The 21,154-nt window shown below is 71.4% G+C and carries 16 protein-coding genes; 4 read left to right on the top strand and 12 right to left on the bottom strand.

The genetic code is table 11. The annotated features are described in order from the left end of the window. Positions 1-145 precede the first annotated feature (145 nt). The 5 genes from IE140_RS14005 to IE140_RS13985 form a co-directional block, all read right to left on the bottom strand. A complete protein-coding gene (locus IE140_RS14005; protein WP_010072368.1) occupies positions 146-1,693 on the bottom strand; it encodes an RNA polymerase sigma factor in 1,548 nt (515 codons plus the stop codon). Between the two features lie 318 nt (positions 1,694-2,011). Beyond that, positions 2,012-2,899, bottom strand: a complete 888-nt coding sequence (locus IE140_RS14000; RefSeq protein ID WP_189460406.1) for a FadR/GntR family transcriptional regulator — start codon at positions 2,897-2,899, stop codon at positions 2,012-2,014. Between the two features lie 160 nt (positions 2,900-3,059). Continuing rightward, positions 3,060-4,793 (bottom strand): ATP-binding cassette domain-containing protein, encoded by a 1,734-nt coding sequence (locus IE140_RS13995; protein ID WP_150196637.1) that lies wholly within the window; start codon positions 4,791-4,793, stop codon positions 3,060-3,062. A gap of 145 nt (positions 4,794-4,938) precedes the next feature. After that, on the bottom strand, positions 4,939-5,697 hold the full coding sequence (locus IE140_RS13990) for an NUDIX hydrolase (RefSeq protein ID WP_010063447.1): 759 nt from the start codon (positions 5,695-5,697) through the stop codon (positions 4,939-4,941). A gap of 135 nt (positions 5,698-5,832) precedes the next feature. Next, complete coding sequence (locus tag IE140_RS13985; RefSeq protein ID WP_150196638.1) at positions 5,833-7,248, bottom strand: DUF4192 domain-containing protein; 1,416 nt, start codon at positions 7,246-7,248, stop codon at positions 5,833-5,835. 110 nt (positions 7,249-7,358) lie between these two features. Here IE140_RS13985 and IE140_RS13980 point away from each other — a divergent pair, with 110 nt between their 5' ends. Together IE140_RS13980 and IE140_RS13975 are read left to right on the top strand one after the other, a co-directional pair. After that, on the top strand, positions 7,359-9,530 hold the full coding sequence (locus IE140_RS13980; RefSeq protein ID WP_150196639.1) for a RecQ family ATP-dependent DNA helicase: 2,172 nt from the start codon (positions 7,359-7,361) through the stop codon (positions 9,528-9,530). 214 nt (positions 9,531-9,744) lie between these two features. Next, positions 9,745-10,392, top strand: coding sequence for an SIR2 family NAD-dependent protein deacylase (locus IE140_RS13975; RefSeq protein WP_088575276.1), 648 nt, complete (start codon positions 9,745-9,747; stop codon positions 10,390-10,392). Between the two features lie 63 nt (positions 10,393-10,455). On the opposite strand, the gene IE140_RS13970 is transcribed toward IE140_RS13975, so the two are convergent. The 6 genes from IE140_RS13970 to IE140_RS13945 all read right to left on the bottom strand — a co-directional run bounded on the left by IE140_RS13970 (position 10,456) and on the right by IE140_RS13945 (position 16,358). Beyond that, positions 10,456-11,085 (bottom strand): hypothetical protein, encoded by a 630-nt coding sequence (locus IE140_RS13970; protein ID WP_189460404.1) that lies wholly within the window; start codon positions 11,083-11,085, stop codon positions 10,456-10,458. A gap of 64 nt (positions 11,086-11,149) precedes the next feature. Then, the gene (rnhB, locus tag IE140_RS13965; RefSeq protein WP_032767610.1) at positions 11,150-11,860 is read right to left on the bottom strand and encodes a ribonuclease HII; all 711 of its coding nucleotides are present in this window, start codon (positions 11,858-11,860) and stop codon (positions 11,150-11,152) included. A gap of 198 nt (positions 11,861-12,058) precedes the next feature. After that, positions 12,059-13,885 carry a DUF4153 domain-containing protein gene (locus IE140_RS13960; RefSeq protein ID WP_150195096.1) on the bottom strand — a complete coding sequence of 609 codons (1,827 nt, stop codon included), beginning with the start codon at positions 13,883-13,885 and terminating at the stop codon, positions 12,059-12,061. A 196-nt stretch (positions 13,886-14,081) separates the two neighbouring features. Beyond that, on the bottom strand, positions 14,082-14,990 hold the full coding sequence (locus tag IE140_RS13955) for an ADP-ribosylglycohydrolase family protein (RefSeq protein WP_128806300.1): 909 nt from the start codon (positions 14,988-14,990) through the stop codon (positions 14,082-14,084). 12 nt (positions 14,991-15,002) lie between these two features. Further along, entirely contained in the window at positions 15,003-15,662 is a 660-nt protein-coding gene (locus tag IE140_RS13950; RefSeq protein ID WP_032767606.1) for a histidine phosphatase family protein, read from the bottom strand. 90 nt (positions 15,663-15,752) lie between these two features. Further along, on the bottom strand, positions 15,753-16,358 hold the full coding sequence (locus IE140_RS13945) for a YdbC family protein (protein WP_167533490.1): 606 nt from the start codon (positions 16,356-16,358) through the stop codon (positions 15,753-15,755). A gap of 88 nt (positions 16,359-16,446) precedes the next feature. On the opposite strand from IE140_RS13945, the gene IE140_RS13940 reads away from it, so the two are divergent. Together IE140_RS13940 and IE140_RS13935 are read left to right on the top strand one after the other, a co-directional pair. Beyond that, positions 16,447-17,403 (top strand): DUF1152 domain-containing protein, encoded by a 957-nt coding sequence (locus IE140_RS13940; RefSeq protein ID WP_150195099.1) that lies wholly within the window; start codon positions 16,447-16,449, stop codon positions 17,401-17,403. Between the two features lie 146 nt (positions 17,404-17,549). After that, positions 17,550-18,086 carry a TerD family protein gene (locus IE140_RS13935; RefSeq protein ID WP_150195102.1) on the top strand — a complete coding sequence of 179 codons (537 nt, stop codon included), beginning with the start codon at positions 17,550-17,552 and terminating at the stop codon, positions 18,084-18,086. Positions 18,087-18,208: 122 nt separating this feature from the next. On the opposite strand, the gene IE140_RS13930 is transcribed toward IE140_RS13935, so the two are convergent. Further along, positions 18,209-21,106 (bottom strand): vitamin B12-dependent ribonucleotide reductase, encoded by a 2,898-nt coding sequence (locus tag IE140_RS13930; RefSeq protein WP_109180340.1) that lies wholly within the window; start codon positions 21,104-21,106, stop codon positions 18,209-18,211. Positions 21,107-21,154 lie beyond the last annotated feature (48 nt).

The raw sequence follows: 21,154 nt of genomic DNA, 5'->3' as shown, positions 1-21,154 counted from the left end.
GACAAACCGTTTCACCCAGCGTGATCCAGACAGTCCGTGTCCGGCCCCGGAGACACGCCGGAGGGCCCGGATCCCCTGGGGGGTTCCGGGCCCTCGGCCGGTGAACTCTCGGCGTTCCGCCCTTCGGCGGGCCGCCTTCCGCGTTCTAGTCCAGGTAGTCGCGGAGCACCTGGGAGCGCGACGGGTGCCGGAGCTTCGACATCGTCTTCGACTCGATCTGACGGATGCGCTCACGCGTCACGCCGTAGACCTTGCCGATCTCGTCGAGCGTCTTCGGCTGACCGTCGGTGAGACCGAAGCGCATCGAGACCACGCCGGCCTCACGCTCGGAGAGCGTGTCGAGCACCGAGTGGAGCTGCTCCTGGAGGAGCGTGAAGCTGACCGCGTCCGCCGGGACGACGGCCTCGGAGTCCTCGATGAGGTCACCGAACTCGCTGTCGCCGTCCTCGCCGAGCGGGGTGTGCAGGGAGATCGGCTCGCGACCGTACTTCTGAACCTCGATGACCTTCTCGGGGGTCATGTCGAGTTCCTTGGCCAGCTCCTCCGGGGTGGGCTCGCGGCCCAGGTCCTGGAGCATCTGGCGCTGCACACGCGCCAGCTTGTTGATGACCTCGACCATGTGCACCGGGATACGGATGGTGCGGGCCTGGTCGGCCATCGCGCGGGTGATCGCCTGACGGATCCACCAGGTGGCGTACGTGGAGAACTTGTAGCCCTTGGTGTAGTCAAACTTCTCGACCGCGCGGATCAGACCGAGGTTGCCTTCCTGGATCAGGTCCAGGAAGAGCATGCCGCGGCCGGTGTAGCGCTTGGCCAGGGAGACCACCAGACGGAGGTTGGCCTCCAGGAGGTGGTTCTTGGCCCGGCGGCCGTCCTCGGCGATGATCTCCAGCTCGCGCTTGAGCTTCGGGGCGAGCTTGTCGGCGTTCGCCAGCTTGTCCTCGGCGAAGAGACCGGCCTCGATGCGCTTGGCGAGCTCGACCTCCTGCTCGGCGTTGAGGAGGGGGACCTTGCCGATCTGCTTCAGGTAGTCCTTGACCGGGTCGGCGGTGGCGCCGGCGACGGCGACCTGCTGGGCAGGCGCGTCGTCCTCGTCGTCGTCGGAGAGGACGAAGCCCTTGTTCTCGCCCTCGCCCTCCTCTTCCTCGCCCTTGCCGGCCTTGACCTCCTCGACCGGCTCGTCGCCGTCGAGGAGCTCGTCGTCCTGCTTGCCGGACTTCTTCGCGGCGGTCTTCTTGGCCGCCGTCTTCTTCACGGCTGTCTTCTTGGCGGCGGTCTTCTTGGCTGCCGCCTTCTTCGCGGGAGCGGCCGCGACGGTGTCGTCGGCCACCGCGTCCGCACTCTCGGCCGCCGGGGCGGCGGTGGCCGCGACGGTCCTGGTCACGGTGGTCTTCGCCGCGACAGTCTTGGTGGCGGTGCGCTTGACCGGGCTCTTCGCTGCGACGCTCTTGCGGGCGCGCTTCGGCGACTCCGCGGCACTGACCATCAGCGTCACACCCTCTTCCTCGAGGATCTGGTTGAGGCTGCGCAGAACGTTCTTCCACTGGGTTGGCGGAATCTGGTCAGCCTCGAAGGCCCGACGCACGTCATCGCCGGCGATCTGCCCATCAGCCTTTCCCCGCTCGATGAGCGCCATCACAGATTCGGACTCGGCGATCTCCGGCGGGAGCGTACGGGATGTGCTGGCCGACACGAACAACCTCTCGGAACGATGGAAACGGCTTCCGGCCCTGCCCTGGAGGGGGCTGGAACCGACGACCGCCGACTGGGGATGTCGTCGACGGCGCGGGTTTGGCCTCAGAACTGAAACAGCGCGCCCCAGGGCTGCTGTATTCCTTCCGCTGCGCTCACCTCTTAAGTCATCGCGCTGCTTCGAGGAGTGTTACGGCCAATCCGCGTGGCCCGAGTCACACCCCATTTGCGACGAACGGGACCAAAGGTTGCATCCCCTTCCATTGTGCCGCCGGACCCGTGCGGTCCGGCGGCATCGGGCCCGGCGGCACCGCCCCGGTCAGTGCTCGCGCGGCGCGGGAACCACTCGTTCGACGTCGGGATGGACGACGAGCAGTTGACGCATGGCGGCCTCGGCGGCCCCGGCGTCACCCGATGCCAGGGCGTCGGCGATACGGGCGTGGTGGGCGAGCGAGGTCTCGCCGGGACGGTCACAGCCGGTGACGGGGCCGCCGGAGACATGGAGGGCGGCCGAGACGATGCCGGACAGATGTTCGAGCATCCGGTTGCCCGCGGCCTGGATGAGCAGCGCGTGGAACTCGGCGTCGGCGCGGGAGAAGGTGATCGTGTCGCCCTGCCCCATCGTGTGCCCCATGATCTCGACCATGTCGGCGAGCCGCTGCTGGATGTCGTCCCGGCCGTGCCCGGCGGCGAGGCGGGCGGCGAGCGGTTCGATGGTCCAGCGGAGCTCGGCCAGCTCACGGCGCTGGTCGTCCCGCTGCGGACCGAAGGCGCGCCATTCGATGATGTCGGGATCGAGCAGGTTCCAGTCGCTGACCGGGCGGACCCGCGTCCCCACATTGGGACGGGCACTGACCAGCCCCTTGGCTTCGAGGACGCGAAGGGATTCGCGGACGACGGTACGGGAGACCTCGAACCGCTGACCGATCTCCTCGGGCACGAGGGGGCGGTCCGCGCCGAGGTCACCTGAAACGATCATCTGGCCCAGCTGCTGGACGAGTTGGCCGTGGAGACCGCGCCCCCGGCTGGCCGAGCCCCGCCGGCTCGCCCGTCCCAGCTCGGAATCGGCGCCGCCCCAGGACCGGGTCGCGGCGCGCTCGCCGGCCGGCGCCTCCGGATAGGGATAGCGGTCGAGTTCGCCCGGGCCGGCCAGGCCGGAATCGGCGGTGCGGGCGGCGGTCATCATGGTGTGCGCAAGGGTACTCACGCATCCTTTGTCGGCGCGGCTCACCCACCCCTTGAGGTCTTTGGTGAAAAGCACACGAAAGGGTGATCGGCGCCCACGCCGCAATTGACGCCATATTCGCACAAATCGGTCATCTCTCAGGGAGTTGGGAACTCCTCTCCTCGGCGTGATGCGGCGGCGATCACCAACGTGCCTTTCCTCGAAGGCCGGTGAACAGATACGCGCAGACCAGGGCTGCCAACGACAGGGCGAGCGCGGTCCCGACAGGCTGCGCCACCACCCGCGCGACGACGAGGATCCAGTGGTCCGCCTCCTGCGGAAGCTGCCACCCGGCCAGTTCGCGCAGCCGGCCCGGGAGCCCGGCGACCGAACGCGCGGACGGCACCGCGAAGATCTTCTGCACCAGCGGAACGACGAGCACCGGTACGGCCAGCACGGCGGCGATACCCGCCCCGGCCACCCGGAAGACGCCGGCGGCCAGCAGCCCCGCCCAGGCGCAGCCGACCGTCAGACCGGCCCAACTCGCTCCCAGCGCGAAGGCGTTCGAAGGGATCTCGATCAAGTCCGGTCCGTACACGAGCCGGAGACTCTGCGCTCCGCCCACCACGGTGAGGGCGGCGAGCAGCAGGGCGAAGGTCGCGGTCACGGTGAGCTTGGCCAGCAGCAGCCCGAGCCGCCGGGGCACGGTGCCGCGAGCGGCGGCGAGCGCGGGATAGCGGAACTCGTCCCCGAAGGACAGCGCCCCGAGCAGACCCGCGCCGAGCACGGCGGGAGGGAGCGGCAGCAGAGCCGGCCAGGCCGCGAGCACACGGGGAAGGGCGGTGCCGTCGGTGCGGGCGAGCAGGACGGACATCGCGGCCGACACCACCAGAACGGCCGCCATGATCATGGTCGTCGTCCGGACGCCGAGGGAGCGCCGCAGTTCGTACCGGAGCGGGCGCAGCGGGCCGCGCGCGGGCCGCACGCGGATCGGGGGCGGCAGTTCGGAGAGGGCGGCGGCCGCGTCGCCCCGCTCCGCTCCCCCGGCCGCCGGTTCGGCTGGCCCGGTGTCGCCGATCTCGTCGGCGAGCCGGTGCACGGGGACGCCGTGCCGGTAGGCGGTGTCACCGATCTCCGCGCAGTTGCTGCCGTACACCGTCAGCCGCCCGCCCGCCTCCTCGACCACCTCGACGGAGCGCTGCGCCGCTCGGGCCTCCCGGCTGACCACGGCCGCCAGCCGGGCGGCGTGCGGGGTACGGACGACGACGCGGGCCCGGAGCCGGGTGCGGGCGAAGTCGGCGACGTCCTGGTCGGCGACGAGGCGTCCACCGCCGATGGTGACGACGCGATCGGCGGTGCGGGCCGCCTCCTTGGGGTCGCCGGTGGTGTGGAGGACCGTGCCGCCCTGGGCCGCGTGCGCGCGCAGCAGCCCGTACAGCCAGCTGTTCTCCCGTGGGGACAGCCCTTCCGCCGGCTCGTCCAGGATCAGGGTGTGCGGGTCTCCCAGCAGCGCGGAGGCGAGGCCGAGCCGGCGGTCCATCCCCACCGACAGGGTTCCCAGACGCTGGTCCCCGAGCCCGGCCAGACCGACGACCTCCAGCACCTCGTCGGCCCGGGTGGCGGGTACGCCCGTGGCCGCGCAGAGCATTCGAAGCTGCCCCCGGACGGTCCGGGAGGGATGGCCGGGCACATCGCCGAGCAGCACGCCCACTTCCCGTGCCGGGTGGGCGATGCGGTGCAGCGGCCGCCCCCGGAAGTAGGCGACGCCCCGCCCGGCGTCCAGTTCGAGCATCAGCCGCAGGGCCGTGGTCCTGCCCGAGCCGGGCGCGCCCAGCAGGGCCGTGACCCGGCCGGGAGGGGCCTCGAAGGTCAGATCGTTCACGACGGGCGGTCCGTCGCGACGGGGGGTGCTGGTGAGTCCGATGGCCTGGAGCATCGCTTCTCTCGCGTCTCTCGCGGACGGTGAGACCGCTCGGCGGCAAGGGGGTACCGCAGCAAGATAACGCGACATTTTAGACTTTTGGTGCAGGGCTGGACCGACGGGCGTTCCGCGGCCCCGGCACGGGGGAACGCCCGGTGGCTCAGACCTCGGGCCGCAGCATCGGCGGATTGAGCACTGTGGCCGCCCCGGCCCGGAAGAGCTGCGCGGGCCGTCCGCCCTGACGCGTGGTCGTCCCGCCGGACGGCACCAGGAATCCCGGGGTCCCGGTGACCTTGCGGTGGAAGTTACGGGGATCGAGGACCACGCCCCACACCGCTTCGTACACCCGGCGCAGCTCGCCGACGGTGAACTCGGGCGGGCAGAACGCCGTGGCCAGCGAAGAGTATTCGATCTTGGAGCGGGCCCGCTCCACCCCGTCGGCCAGGATCCGCGCGTGGTCGAAGGCCAGCGGCGCCGCCTGTTCGCCCTCCCGCCCGGTGCCCGGGTGCAGCAGATCCTCGACCGGCGCCCAGCGCGCACTGTTGGCGTCGCCGCCGGCCCGGGGCGCGGGCAGGTCGGGTGCGAGGGCGAGATGGGCGACGCTGACCACCCGCATCCGGGGGTCGCGCGCCGGATCCCCGTAGGTGGCCAACTGCTCCAGATGCGCTCCGTTGCCCACGGCCGGTTTCGCCGGATCGTGCGCGCAGAGGCCGGTCTCCTCGACGAGTTCGCGCGCCGCCGCGGAGCCCAGGTCCTCGTCCAGCCTGACGAAACCACCGGGCAGTGCCCATCGGCCCTGGAAGGGGGTCTCTCCGCGACGGACGACCAGCGCGCAGAGCGCGTGACGGCGCACTGTGAGCACGACCAGGTCGACGGTGACTGCGAAGGGCGGGAAGGTCGACGGGTCGTAGGGCGGCATGTCGCGATCATAGTCGTCTGCCTGACGATAAACACTCCCTTCAGCATGCTCGTGATCAGTCCGGGTGCCACGGCTTCGGATTCGCCGGGGCACTGGGCACTCCGGTGCGGTCGGGGCGCGTTGTCGAGGGGACGGTCAGTCATGCCGCCGCGCCCTGCTGCCGCGTCGGCCGTACCGCCGGGCATCGCGCGTCCGCCGCCCGGCCGCCGGGACCCGGGGACGGGTCGAGCCGGGTGACGCCTTCCGCCGCTCCACGCCCGGAGGCCTCGGAGCGCGCGCCCGCCGCCGTCCGCCGTCGGGCAGCGCGCGGACCCTGCGGACGTGCAGAGGGGTGGCACCCCGGCCGGCGCCTGCCCCCGCGGTCGTCTCCATCACCTCCGTCGCTTCGGCGCGGGCGCCCGCTTGCTCCTCATCGGCATCAGCGTCGGCGTCGGCCGCCTCGCGCAGGCACCGGCGCAGGGCCTCCGGATCGAGCCCTTCGTTGCAGGCCCGGTGCAGCAGTTGCGCGAACGTGTAGTCCGGATCGGCGCGCAGCGCCAGCGACAGGGCGACCCGGGCGCCCGGTTCGTCGCCGGTGGACCAGGAGACCCAGCCGGCCAGGGTGAGCGGGGCGGCGGCATGCTCCCCGTACGGTCCGACGCAGCGCCGTGCCAGCGTCCGCCACAACCGCAGGGCGGACTGCGCTTCCGGCCCCTCCATCCAGGCAGCCGCCTTGTCCCGGGTCTCGCGGTCCTGGAGCCCGAGGATGACGGCGGCGGCCTCGTCGGAACCGATCAGCTGGTCGTCCCCGGCGTCCGCGAGCGCGGGTGGCGCGGGCTGCGCGTCCTCGATCCGGTCCATGAGCCTGCGCGCCAGCCGGAGGGTCTCAGCCGTGACCTCCCGCCTGGCCCGCTCGTCGAGGAGCCTCGGCAGCAGCGCCGGTCCGGCCGTGTCCAGGGCCTTCTCCTGCACCCGCACGGCTGCCGGGGCCTGCCAGGGCCGGAGCCGCTCCTCCATGTCGCGCAGCGTGCCCCGGACGTGGACGCCCGCGTAGGTGGCGGCCGCGGCCATCACCGTCGTACCGGGCATGGCCAGGGGGTTTCCCTGGTCGGGGCAGCACCGTGCGTCGGGGCAGCAGTAGGACCAGTAGCGGCCGTCGGAGAGGCAGCGCGCTTCGAGGACGGGGACGTCGAGCGCTCCGCACGCCGTGCGCAGACGTTGCGCGAAGGGCCTGAGCCGCTCCATGGTCAGCCGGCCGCTCGCACCGTCCGGCGAGTCCTGGCAGAGGAAGATCACGATCGCGTCGGGCCGTCCTTCGCGCCGCTCGCTCCCGGAGACCAGGCACTCGGCCAACTGGTCGGCGACCGGCCCCCATTCACCGGGCGCCTGCGGAATTCCGAGGCGGAGGCGGCCGCCGAACCGGCCCTGGCCGCCGTGGAGGGCCACCATCACGACGCTGTCGTTGGGGTAGAAGCCCATGAGATACGGGAGGGCGTCGGCGAGGTCGGCGGGGCCGCGCAGGGTGATCTGCTGCTCCCCGGCGGGGCCGGTGGATTCGTGGTGCTTGTTCATGGCTCGACGGTCCCGCGAGCCGCCGAATCGCGCGACCCCTGTGGATAACGTTATCCACAGGCTCGCGCCGCCGTTCGCGGTTTGTCGTGGTCATCGGGTTGCATGGGTGCATGACCAACGCAGACCGTGCAGCGCTCAGGGCCTCGGCCGACTCCGTCCTCGCCCGCCTGGTGGGCGACGACAGCGGTACGGCCGTGCTGCGCGAGGACCAGTGGGTGGCCATCGAGGCGCTCGTCGCCGACAAGCGCAGAGCCCTGGTGGTGCAGCGCACCGGCTGGGGCAAGTCCGCCGTCTACTTCGTGGCGACCTCGCTGCTCCGCGCGCAGGGCAGCGGCCCGACCGTGATCGTCTCACCGCTGCTGGCGCTGATGCGCAACCAGGTCGCGGCGGCGGCCCGGGCAGGGATCACCGCCCGCACGATCAATTCGTCCAACACCGAGGAGTGGGAGAGCGTCCAGGCCGAGGTGGCGGCGGGCGAGGTCGACGTCCTGCTGGTGAGCCCCGAGCGGCTCAACAACCCCGACTTCCGCGACCAGGTGCTGCCGAAGCTGGCGGCGGCGACCGGGCTCCTGGTGGTCGACGAGGCCCACTGCATCTCCGACTGGGGGCACGACTTCCGGCCCGACTACCGGCGGTTGCGGACGATGCTCGCCGATCTGCCGGCCGGTGTCCCGGTGCTCGCCACGACCGCCACGGCCAACGCCCGGGTGACGGCGGACGTCGCGGAGCAACTGGGCACCGGCGCCGGCACGGACGCGCTGGTTCTGCGGGGGCCGCTCGACCGGGAGAGCCTGAGCCTGAGCGTGCTGCAACTCCCCCATGCCGCACACCGGCTGGCCTGGCTGGGCGACCATCTCGGCGAGCTTCCCGGCTCCGGGATCATCTACACGCTGACCGTGGCGGCGGCGGAGGAGATCACCGCCTATCTGCGCCAGAACGGGCACGCGGTGGCCTCGTACACCGGGCGGACCGAGAACGCCGACCGGCAGCAGGCCGAGGACGATCTGCTGGCGAACCGGGTCAAGGCCCTGGTCGCCACCTCCGCGCTGGGCATGGGATTCGACAAGCCCGACCTCGGCTTCGTCGTGCACCTGGGCTCGCCCTCCTCCCCCATCGCCTACTACCAGCAGGTCGGGCGTGCGGGGCGCGGTGTGGAGCACGCCGAGGTGCTGCTGCTCCCCGGCAAGGAGGACGAGGCGATCTGGCAGTACTTCGCCTCCGTCGCCTTCCCTCCCGAGGAGCAGGTGCGGCGCACCCTGGATGTGCTGGCCCACGCGGAGCGGCCGGTCTCGCTCCCCGCCCTGGAGCCTCTGGTCGATCTGCGCCGGACCCGGCTGGAGACGATGCTCAAGGTGCTGGACGTCGACGGTGCGGTGAAGCGCGTCAAGGGCGGCTGGATCTCCACGGGCGCTCCTTGGGTCTACGACGCCGAGCGCTACGCCTGGGTCGCCCGGCAGCGGGAGGCCGAGCAGCAGGCGATGCGCGACTACGCCTCGACGACGGCGTGCCGGATGGAGTTCCTGCGGCTGCGCCTGGACGACGAGGCGGCCGCGCCCTGCGGACGCTGTGACAACTGCGCGGGCGCCCGCTTCGACGACAAGGTCTCCACCGCCGCCCTGGACGGGGCGCGCCACGAACTGGGCCGGCCCGGTGTCGAAGTGGATCCCCGCAAGATGTGGCCCACCGGCCTGCCCGCGGTGGGCGTCGATCTCAAGGGACGTATCCCCGCGGGCGAACTGTCCTTCGCCGGCCGGGCACTCGGCCGGCTCTCCGACATCGGCTGGGGCAACCGGCTGCGCCCCATGCTGGCGGCACAGGCTCAGGACGCTCCGGTGCCGGACGATGTCACGGACGCCGTGGTCACTGTGCTCGCCGACTGGGCGAAGGGGCCGGGCGGTTGGGCCTCCGGATCGGCGGACGCGGCTCCGCGGCCGGTCGGTGTGGTGACCGTCGCCTCACGGCGCAGGCCGCAGCTGGTCCAGTCGCTCGGCCGGCGCATCTCCGAGATCGGCCGGATGCCCCTGCTCGGGACGGTGTCCTACGCGCCGGGCTCCGAGGAGGTGCGGATGTCCCAGACCAACAGCGCGCAGCGGGTGCGGGCGTTGCACGAGACGCTGGTCGTGGAGCCGGATCTGGCGGCGGCGTTGGCTGCGGCGGACGGCCCTGTTCTGCTGGTGGACGATCTGTCGGACACCGGCTGGACCCTGGCGGTGGCGGGGCGGCTGCTGCGGCGGGCCGGAGCTCCGGGGGTGTTTCCGCTGGTCCTCGCGGTTCAGGGGTGACAGGGGAGTCATCCCGGGCAGGTCTGGGCAGGGATATCAGTGTCATTCCGGCTGATTCCCGTCAGCCTCGGTAATTGCTCGTTGCCGCCTGCCGGTAGGCCAGGGAGGATGGGAAGCGCCCCCGCACAGTTCTCGTCGGGCCCGGAAGGGCTGTGCCGCGGCGCGCCCTCACTCGACCCTGCCCGCACCGTGGGCGCGTAGCGAAGGGAGGACCGTGACCTTCGGATTCGCCCCGTCCTCAGCCACGTCGACATCGGCGTCCTCGGTTTCCGCCGACTCCGTCAACCGCCTTGCCCGGATGCTGGAGCCGGCGGAGTGGGCGTCGGCGGGCATCCCCCTGCTGCGCAGTCCCCGGGAGGTCGTGAGCGGGCTGCACTCGCGGCACCACCCGACTCCGGCCACCGCGGTGGTCGCGGTCCTGGACCATGAGGAACGGCTCACCGCCAGCGCCTCGTTCGCCCGCCGGCCGGCGGTGGCCGCGGACGGCTGGGAGTTCCGCAACGCCCTGCTGGCGCAGTTGCGGCGGGTCGTCCCGCACGATCTGCGCCGCCGTACTCCGGTCCGTACGGCGGTACTTCTCTACTGCCGTGACGGCGACGAACGGTGGACCGAGGAGGACGGCGCCTGGATGTGGGGCCTCCGTGACGCCTGCACCCTGCACGGCCTGCGCTGCGGCGCGTACATCACGCTGACCCGCGGGGGCTGGCAGGTGCTCGGCGAGGGACGGGGCGGGCGGCGGCCCAGTTCGCTGTCGGAGCCCTCGCTCCTGGCCGACACCGTCGCCGTCAGCGACCACCGGAGCGCTCCGACCCGGTCGGGCGGCGGAGCCGTGGAGGCACTGCGTCGCACAGCGGCACGCTGACAGCCCTCACCGGTGCCCCGGTCCGACCGCACACGGGCGGGCGGGGCACCGACGGGGTGTGTTTCAGACCCCGGCGCCGAGTGCGGAGTTGATCGTCTGCGGGTCTCCGCAGACGATCAACAGCGCGCCCGCGCGGTCACGGGCGACGGGCAGGGTGCGCGCCACGGTCGGGTCGGCGTCGCCGTTGACCGCGACGACGACCACGGGCCGGGCCCCCGCCCGGTCGGCCGCCGAGACATCGGCGAAGAAGACGTCGTCGCCGGCGTCGTGCTGGGCCCAGTACGCGGCTTCGCCGAAGGACAGCTCGTGGGCGGCCCACGGGTGCTGTTCGCCGGTGGTGAGCACCAGGATGTCGCCCGGTGCGCGACCGGACTCCAGCAGCAGGTCGACGGCTTCCTCAGCAGCGTCGAGCGCACCGGCCACCGGGGCCGGGATCAGCTGGATCTGCGGTGCGGAGGGGTTATCCGCCGGCTTCGGACGGGCGGGGGCCGGAGCAGCGGGGGCGGGGTGGGCGCGCTGCGCCGGGGGCGCGGGACGCGCGGGGCCGGGGCCCGGACGGCCGGGACGCGGGGTGGCCGCTGAACGCGGGCCGGGTACGGGACGAGGGGTCGGCGTGGTGCGGCCGGCGGCCGGAGTGACGCGGGGACCCTGGGCGCTCTCGGGAATCTGAGGCTCCTCGGAGATCAGAGGCATGACGGTGGTCTGGGTGTCGGACGCCGAGGTCGTCGGCGCCGGGAAAAAGGGCGCGTGTGCGCGATCAGAATTCGAAGCCGAGCTGGCCCCCGCTTTCGAGTGCGGCCGCCTCGGCGGAAATACGGACCTTCTTCAGGTGCTGCCACCGGGGCAGCGCGTCCAGGTACGACCAGGAAAGGCGGTGGTGGGCCGTGGGCCCCCGCTCCTCCAGCGCGGCCCGGTGCACGGGCGAGGGATATCCCGCATTGGCGTCGAAGGCGAAGTCGCCGCAGTCCTCGGACGCGGCACCGAGCTCGGCCATCATCCGGTCACGGTGCACCTTGGCGATCACCGAGGCCGCCGCGACCGCGATGCAGGACTGATCGCCCTTGATCACAGTGCGGACCTTCCAGGGAACGCCCAGGTAGTCGTGCTTGCCGTCGAGTATCACCGCGTCGGGGCGGACGGGCAGCCCTTCCAGGGCGCGCACGGCGGCGAGCCGGAGAGCGGCGGTCATCCCGAGGTCGTCGATCTCCTGCGGCGAGGCGTCGCCCAGCGCGTAGGCGGTGACCCAGCTCCGCAGCACGGGGTCGAGTTCGGCGCGCCGCCGCGGGGTCAACAGCTTGGAATCGGTGAGACCTTCGGGCGGCCGACGCAGACCGGTGATCGCCGCGCACACGGTGACGGGTCCGGCCCAAGCGCCGCGTCCGACCTCATCGACACCGGCGACGGTCCTGGCACCGGTGGTAGCGCGGATCGAGCGCTCGACGGTGTGCGTGGGTGGTTCGTACGGCATGGCGCCAGCCAGCGTACGCCGAGAGCCACGGCAGCAACACCCCGGGGCGCCGTGCGTACTGCGAATCGGCCATCGAGGGCGGGTTCAGGAGCAGGTTCAGGGAACCCTCGGGCCCTCTGAACCCATGGGACCCGAAGGGCCCGCGGGCTCAGAGGGCGCGTCCGGCCGGAGCGGCGCCGCCGCTCCCAAGGCCGTTGCTCAGTACGGGTCGTAGCCGTCGTCGTCCGGCTCGTAACCGTCGCGGACCCCGTCCGTGCCCAGGCGGTAGCAGTCACGGCCGTCGCCCTGCACGGGGCGCTTCTCCAGGATCTCCTTCGCCCGCGCCTCACCCCAGCTGGTCGCGTACCAGGGGGTGTCGCCGTGGAGAACCTCGCGCTGGACGATCCGCAGCGCGCAGGAGCGTTCCGGTTCGGGCAGCCGGTCCAGGGCCGGTACGGCGTCGGCGGAGAGGTCCTTGACGTAGTCGATGTCGATACCGGCCGACTCGCGGGCCTCGAAGCGCTGGACGTTCTGCTCGGCGATCAGTCCGTCCGGCGAGAGCAGCCCGAAGGCCAGGACCCCGGCCGCCGCGCTCACCGCGATGGCCCGTGGCAGGAACCGGGCCCCGAAGACCCCGGCCGCCAGGATCAGCACCAGCACCACCCCGAGCCAGAGCTCCATCGCGGCCACGGATATCCGCAGCCGGGTCAGGCCGTACTCGTCGACGTACAGGTCCATGCGGCGCAGCGCGGAGGCGACGACGACGAGGGTGAGCACGCAGAGGGTGCCGAGGACGGCGCGCACCAGCGTCCGGTCCCGGCTGCCGCCGCGCGGGGCCCAGCGCAGGGCCAGGGCGATGACGAGGAGGGTGAGCAGGGTGGCCCACAGGAGCTGCCAGAAGCCCTGTCGGGCGTACTCGGCGTGGTCGAGCCCGGTCTCCGCCCGCACCTTCTCGTAGCCGCCGAGGAGGACGACGAGCTGGAGGGCGATGAACGCGGCGAAGAGCAGGTTGAGCACGATCAGCGGAAGGGCCCACTCGATCCGTCCCCGCGGTTTTCCGGGCGATACGGTGATCCCGTCCCAGCGCACCGGGGCGGCCGCGGTGTACGCGGCGGCGAGCGCGCCGGCCAGACCCAGCGCGAACAGGAAGATCCGCCAGGGCCCCTCGGCGAACGAGGCGTCGGGCATGAGGCCGCCCAGCAGATCGGCGAACGCGGCGTCCGCGCTCGCGAAAAGCGTTCCGAAGACCACCAGCAGCACGACGGCCACCGCCGTGGTGCGCAGGGCCGCGCCCCAGCGCGCCCGGGAGCCGTCGGCGCGGGCGCGTATCCCCCGTACACCCCAGATGATGCCCGGGACGATCGCGTCGAACAGGCCGAGCGAGCCGATCAGTACACCCAGCCAGCTCCGGCTGCCGTGCAGCGCCAGCGAGCCGAGCGCGAAGGCGGAGACCACAGCGAGGAAGGTGGGCCAGCCCGCGTCGCGGAGCGCGGGGACGGCGAGCAGCGCGAGGCCGCCGACCGCCCAGGTCACGGTCCAGGGCCGCAGCCGGCGGCCCGCCGACCGTGCGGCGAAGAACGCCGCCAGCGCGGCGGGCACCGCCACGATCAGCAGGTTCACCCCGAGTCCGTCGCCCAGGAAGAGTGCGCTCAGGACACTGGTGGCCAGGACCGACCAGAGCACGGCGGGTCGGATCAGAGGCGGAGGGGGTGGCCGGAGCCGGGCTGTCACGCCTTCGCCCGTGCTGTTCTTGGCTCCGGGTGCCCCCGCCCCGTGCTGCCAGGGATTGGCGGGCCCTCCTGCCGGTGTACGGGTGCCTGCCGGTGTGCCGGCGGTCGCGGTGGCTCTGGCGGGCGCGGTGGTTCGGGCGGCCTCGGCGGTTTCGGCGGTCCTGGCGGTTTCGGCGGTCGCGGCGGTTTCGGCGGTCGCGGCGGCCTTGGCCGTCTCGGTGGTCTCGGTTGGCGCCGGTGCTTGCGGCTCCGGTTGTGTGTCGGCTTCCGGTGACCGCTCCGGCGGTCTGGGCGCCTCGGACGGCTGGTCTGACATGGGACCCCTCCCCCACCGGTTCCGGGCGCGGCCCACAGCCGTACCCCCGGCCCGGTGTCTCATTCGGCGCGCGCCCTCAAGATCGACCAGGGGCGGCGTGGCCGAAAGAGTAGTCCCGAACTCGCGTTCGCAGATACGCAGAGTGATCCTGTGGCAGGACCGTGACAGAGGAGTCCTCAGCAGAAGAGCGGATGGGTCAGCGCGGGGACGGGGTCAGCCACGCCGGTGGCTCCTCGGTCTGTGCCAGCCAGCCGGAGGGCGGCGCTCCCGTCTCGCCGGACGCGACGACACCGCCGACGATGGCACACGTCGTGTCGACGTCGCCGCCCGCCTGGGCCGTCACCCAGAAGGCCTCCTCGTAGTTCCCGAGGCTCCTGGCGGCCGACCAGAGCGCGAACGGCACGGTGTCGTGGGCGCTGGTCCGGCGGCCGTTGCCGAGGACCGCGGCGACCGTCCCCGCGTCCCGGTAGTCCAGCATGTCGCGGGCCCGGCGCAACCCCGCGCCGACGGCGCTGCGGGGCACGAGCGCGATGACGCCGTCGAGGAGGTCCTCGGGGCTCGGCGGCCCGCCGGGAGCGGCGGCGAGCGACGCGGCGGCGGCCACGGCCATCGCCCCGACGACGGCCTCGCGGTGCTGGTGGGTGGGGTACGACGAGATCTCGGCCTGGTGGGTCGCCTGCTCCGGATCGTCCGCGTACCAGGCGCCGAGCGGGGCGATGCGCATCGCCGAACCGTTGCCCCAGGAGCCCTGGCCCTTGAACAGCGCCGCGGACAGCTCCCGCCAGTCGCCGCCCTCCCGTACGAGCCGGAGAAGCCGGTTGACGGCGGGGCCGTAGCCGCGGTCGAAGTCGTGGTGCTCGGCGAAGGAACGGGCGAGCGCGTCCTGGTCGATACGGCCGTGCTCCGCGAGCACGGCGAGGACGGAGCAGGCCATCTCGGTGTCGTCGGTCCACTGCCAGGGCCCGGGCGGCAGGGCCCGCTGTTTCAGCAGGGGGTAGTTGGCCGGAACGAAGAACTGGGAGCCCAGGGCGTCTCCCACGGACAGCCCACGCAGGCTGGCCAGGGCGCGTTCGAAGCGCCGCGCGGAAGCAGAATCAGCGGTCATCGCACAGCCACTCTAACCGGTGCGGCCGTACGGTTCAGGGGTCCGCCAGTGCTGAAAGGGCCGGTCGAGGGTGTAGCGGCCGTTCTCACCCAGCAGCAGGGTCCGCGTCTCGCCATTGCCCGGATTGGACAGCGACTCGAACTCCGCGACCGACCAGTGGAACCAGCGCATGCAGAACAGCCGCATCGTCAGTCCGTGGGTGACCAGCAGGACGTTCTCCGGGTGCTCCGTCTCCTCGAAGCTCCGGTGCAGGCTCTCCAGGAACGCCCCGACCCGGTCGTAGACGTCCGCGCCGGACTCGCCCTGGGCGAAGCGGTAGAAGAAGTGCCCGTAGGCGTCCCGGTAGGCCTTCTGCAGCCGTACGTCGTCCCGGTCCTGCCAATTGCCCCAGTCCTGCTCGCGCAGCCGGGGCTCCTCGCGGACCCGGACGCGTGCCGGATCGAGATCGAAGGCCCGGAACGTCTCGTGGGTGCGGCGATAGGGCGAGATGTAGACGCTCACCCGCTCGTCGCCGAACTGTTCGCGCAGTTCCTCCCCGGTCTCCCGGGCCTGCCGCAGACCGGTGGCGGTGAGCCGGAGCGCGTGGTCGGGCTCGCGCTCGTAAACCGTGTCGTCGGCGTTGCCCTCGGACTCGCCGTGCCGGACGAGGACGATGCGCTGCGGTCGTGCCATGTCCCGAGCCTAGAACGGATCGGACCCGCACGACCGGTCGGGGCGGCGGGGGGGTGCCGCGCGATCACACCGTCCAAGGGACCGCGCGGGTCACACCGTCCAGGACGGTTCCAGCTCCACGACGTCGCCCGTCAGCTCGATCACGTCCGTCTCGGTCTGCGCGCGGGCCGCCAGCCGGTCGGCCCCGGCCGCGCGGTACTTGCCGCGCTCGGCGCTCGACTTCCACAGGGACAGCGCGAGGAACTCGTTGCCCGGCGCCTCGCCGAAGACGCCGCGCAGCATGCCGGGCGATCCGGCCATCGCGGGATTCCAGACCTGCTGCTGCATCAGCATGAAGTGTTCGGCACGGTCCTCGTGCACCCGGCTGTGCGCGACCCTGACGACGTCCGCCTCCGCGAAGTGGGGCTCGAAACCCGTCTTCACGTCGAAGCGGCGCTCGAAGAGCGTGACCTGTATGTCACGGAACATGCCCGACTGCCCGGCCGCCAGCCGGTCGTGCCCGCGGGCCATGAAGGAGTCGTAGAAGACGCGGTTCTCCCAGAACGCGAAGACGTGGGCGACTTCGGGGCGCGTTCGGCTCCACCCGCCGCTCTGTCCCCGGAATCCCGGCTCACCGACCAGCCCCGCCCACTTCCGCTGCCCCCGCTCGAAACCATGACGGTCCACCACGGAACAGCGAATCCACTTCACCAGCACCGCGCCATCGTACGGCGCGGAACGTGGCACGCGTCACGGTCCCGGGGAGTGCACCCGAACCGGTCGTTCCGCTCCCACAATGATCACCATGACGACGCTGCACGCTCATCCCCTGTTCGACCGGCTCGCCTCCGCCCGGCGCATCCTCGTCGCGGGTGCGGGAGGGGGCTTCGACATCTATGCCGGGCTACCGTTGGCGCTCTCGCTGATGCACCAGGGCAAAGAAGTCCAGCTCGCCAATCTCACCTTCAGCGCGGTCGAGGGCCTGCCACTGGAGTCCTGGGCGGCCCCCGACCTGGCGGTGATCACCCCGGACACCTCCCCGCACCAGCCGTACTTCCCCGAGCGTGCCCTCGCCCGCTGGCTCACCCGGCACGGCTACCCGGGCACGGTGCACGCGCTGGCCCGCGTCGGGGTCCAGCCGCTGCGCGCCGCCTACCGGGCGCTGATCGAGCGGTACGACATCGAAGCGGTCGTCCTCGTGGACGGGGGCACGGACATCCTGATGCGCGGGGACGAGTCGGGACTCGGCACCCCGGAGGAGGATCTCACCAGCGTCGCCGCGCTCGCCGGGATCGAGGGGCCCGAACGTCTCGTCGTGTCCATCGGGTTCGGGGTCGACGCCTACCACGGGGTCAGCCATGGCCTGGTCCTGGAGAACATCGCGGCACTGGAGCGCGCGGGCGCGTATCTGGGGGCGTTCTCCGTGCCCCGTACGAGCCGGGAGGGCGCCCTGTTCCTCGACGCGGTCGCGCATGCCCAGGAACAGACACCGGAACACCCCAGCATCGTCAACGGTTCCATAGCGGCGGCCGTACGGGGGGAGTTCGGGGACGTGCAGTTCACCTCGCGCACCAAAGGGAGCGAGCTTTTCGTCAACCCGCTGATGGCCCTCTACTTCGCCTTCGAACTCGACGGGCTGGCCGGCCGGTGCCTCTATCTGGACCGGATCGAGAACACGCACCTGATGCGCCAGGTCAGCAGTGCGATCGAGGTGTTCCGCGAGGGGGTCCGGCAGCGCCCGCCGCGCAGGATCCCCCACTGAGAACGCGGGCACGGCCGTCGGATGGCCCGAATCCGCCGTCCGGTTCCGGGGCAGTTGGTTCGGCGGCCGGTTCCGTACATGATCGGGTCAGTCGTGTATCGGGTGATGAGGACGGTCTGTGGGCCGTCGGCCGGGAGGGGAGTTTCTTGAGCACTCCGAACAAGGACATCGAGAAGGTCGAGGTGCGGGTCAAATGGGACCCCAGCCCGCACGGGGCTGCGGCCAACGACCTCGACATCATCGCGGCGACGTACGCGGCCGACGATCCGTACGGCACCCCCGCCTACCTGGTCCACTTCGACAGCCGCTCCCCCGACGGCACCATCACGCTGAACCGGGACAGCCGGACCGGCCAGGGTTTCGGCTTCGACGAGGTCATGACCATCGAGCTGAACCGGCTGGCCGAGCGGTACGGGCGGGTGGTGGTCGGGGTCGCCATCCAGCAGCGCGACGGTCACAAGACCTTCGGCGCCATAGGGAGCACGGCGATGGAGATCGCCGAGGGCTACACGAAGCTGGCGGAGAACGACTTCTCCGACGTGGCCTGGGCGACCGCGGCGGTCGTCGGAGAGTTCACCCGGGACGGCTCGGGCCCCTGGGGCTTCCGGCGGGCCGTACGCGGTTACGACGGCGACCCCGACACGTTCGCCGCGGCGATGGGAAGCCGGGCCGCCGAAGGCTGACAACGGTCAGTTCCGGACAACCCGGGGTGGCATGCCGAAGGGGACCGGCCGGTGGCCGGTCCCCTTCGTGAACCGCGGGTCAGTTACGCCTTATGCGGTTCCGCACACGCTTCCGCGTCCGGTCAGCTGCAGCCGCTCGTCGAGCCGCAGCCCTCGCAGATGTAGCAGGAGCCGGCGCGCTGCATCTTCGTACCGCAGGAGAAGCAGAGCGGGGCGTCGGCGCTGATGCCGAGCTGCATCTCGACCAGTTCGGCCGAGGTGTGCGCCGTCTTCGGGGCCGCCTTCGCCGCGGGCTCCGCGGGAGCCGGGACCGCCTTCAGGGGCTCGGCGTGGACCGGGGCCGACTGGGCCAGGCTGTCCGCGTCCAGGCCGTCCGCCTCGAACGACGGCTCGTAGCTGCCGGTGTCCAGGTGGCGCTGACGCTCCTCGGCGGAGTGGATGCCGAGGGCCGAGCGGGTCTCGAAGGGCAGGAAGTCCAGCGCCAGGCGGCGGAAGATGTAGTCGACGATCGACTGCGCCATCCGCACGTCCGGGTCGTCCGTCATGCCGGCCGGCTCGAAGCGCATGTTGGTGAACTTCGAGACGTACGTCTCCAGCGGGACGCCGTACTGCAGACCGACCGAGACGGCGATGGAGAAGGCGTCCATCATGCCCGCGAGGGTCGAGCCCTGCTTGGACATCTTCAGGAAGACCTCGCCGAGACCGTCGTCCGGGTAGGAGTTGGCGGTCATGTAGCCCTCGGCGCCGCCCACCGTGAAGGAGGTGGTGATGCCGGGGCGGCCCTTGGGGAGACGCTTGCGGACCGGGCGGTACTCGACGACCTTCTCGACCGCCTCGCGGATGGTCTCCTCGGCCTTGGCCGCGACCTCCTCCTTCTCCTTCTCCTTGGTCTTGGCGGAGAGGGGCTGGCCGACCTTGCAGTTGTCGCGGTAGATGGCGAGCGCCTTGACGCCCATCTTCCACGCCTCGAAGTAGACCTCTTCGACGTCTTCGACGGTGGCGCTCTCGGGGAGGTTCACCGTCTTGGAGAGCGCGCCGGAGATCCACGGCTGGATGGCCGCCATCATCCGGACGTGGCCCATCGCGGAGATGGAGCGCTCGCCCATCGCGCAGTCGAAGACCTCGTAGTGCTCGGTCTTGAGGCCGGGGGCGTCGACCACGTTGCCGTGCTCGGCGATGTGGGCGACGATCGCCTCGATCTGCTCGGGCTGGTAGCCGAGGCGGCGCAGCGCCTGCGGCACCGTGCCGTTGACGATCTGCATGGAGCCGCCGCCGACCAGCTTCTTGAACTTGACCAGGGCGAGGTCGGGCTCCAGGCCGGTGGTGTCGCAGGACATCGCGAGACCGATGGTGCCGGTGGGCGCGATGACCGAGGCCTGCGCGTTGCGGAAGCCGTTCTTCGCGCCGAGCCGGATCACGTCCTGCCAGGCCTCCGTGGCGGCGGCCCAGACCGGGGAGTCGAGGTCGTCGATGTGGACGGCCTTGGCGTTGGCGTCGGCGTGCTGCTTCATGACGCGCTGGTGCGGCTCGGCGTTGCGGGCGTAGCCGTCGTACGGGCCGACGACCGCGGCCAGTTCGGCGGAGCGCTTGTACGAGGTGCCGGTCATCAGCGAGGTGATGGCGCCGGCGAGCGCGCGGCCGCCGTCGCTGTCGTACGCGTGGCCGGTCGCCATCAGGAGGGCGCCGAGGTTGGCGTAACCGATGCCCAGCTGGCGGAAGGCGCGGGTGTTCTCGCCGATCTTCTGCGTGGGGAAGTCGGCGAAGCAGATCGAGATGTCCATCGCGGTGATGACCAGCTCGACGACCTTGGCGAAGCGCTCGGACTCGAAGGACTGGTTGCCCAGGCCGTCGTCCTTGAGGAACTTCATCAGGTTCAGCGAGGCGAGGTTGCACGAGGTGTTGTCCAGGTGCATGTACTCGCTGCACGGGTTCGAGCCGTTGATCCGGCCGGACTCCGGGCAGGTGTGCCAGGCGTTGATGGTGTCGTCGTACTGGATGCCCGGGTCGGCGCAGGCCCAGGCGGCCTCGGCCATCTTGCGGAAGAGGGACTTGGCCTCGACCTCTTCGATGACGTCACCGGTCATCCGGGCGCGCAGCCCGAACTTGCCGCCCGACTCGACGGCCTTCATGAACTCGTCGTTCACGCGGACGGAGTTGTTGGCGTTCTGGTACTGGACGGACGTGATGTCGTCGCCGCCCAGGTCCATGTCGAAGCCCGCGTCACGCAGCGCGCGGATCTTCTCCTCCTCCTTGACCTTGGTCTCGATGAAGTTCTCGATGTCGGGGTGGTCGACGTCGAGAATGACCATCTTGGCCGCACGGCGGGTGGCGCCGCCGGACTTGATCGTTCCGGCGGAGGCGTCGGCGCCGCGCATGAACGAGACCGGTCCAGAGGCGTTGCCGCCGGAGGAGAGGAGCTCCTTGGAGGAGCGGATACGGGAGAGGTTCAGGCCGGCGCCGGAGCCGCCCTTGAAGATCATGCCCTCTTCCTTGTACCAGTCGAGGATCGACTCCATGGAGTCGTCGACGGCCAGGATGAAGCAGGCGGAGACCTGCTGCGGCTGGGGCGTGCCGACGTTGAACCAGACCGGCGAGTTGAAGCTGAAGACCTGGTGCAGGAGGGCGTAGGCCAGCTCGTGCTCGAAGATCTCGGCGTCCGCGGGAGAGGCGAAGTAGTTGTTGTCCTCGCCGGCCTTCCGGTACGTCTTCACGATCCGGTCGATCAGCTGCTTGAGGCCGGTCTCGCGCTGCGGCGTGCCGACGGCGCCGCGGAAGTACTTGCTGGTGACGATGTTGACCGCGTTCACCGACCAGAAGTCGGGGAACTCGACGCCACGCTGCTCGAAGTTGACCGAGCCGTCGCGCCAGTTGGTCATGACGACGTCACGGCGCTCCCACTCCACCTCGTCGTACGGATGCACGCCGGGGTTGGTGTGGATGCGCTCGATACGCAGACCCTTGCTCGCCTTGGCGCCCTTGGTGCGGGAACCTCGTGCCGGGCCGCTCGCCGTCTCTGTCATGCCGCCTCCCATATGTGGGCGAAAACGCCCTGAAGTACCCAGATCTTC

Source organism: Streptomyces parvus (assembly GCF_014648875.1).
Lineage (GTDB): Bacteria > Actinomycetota > Actinomycetes > Streptomycetales > Streptomycetaceae > Streptomyces > Streptomyces parvus.
The sequence above is the reverse complement of the archived record's forward strand: the minus strand, read 5'-3'. Positions and strand labels throughout refer to the sequence as shown.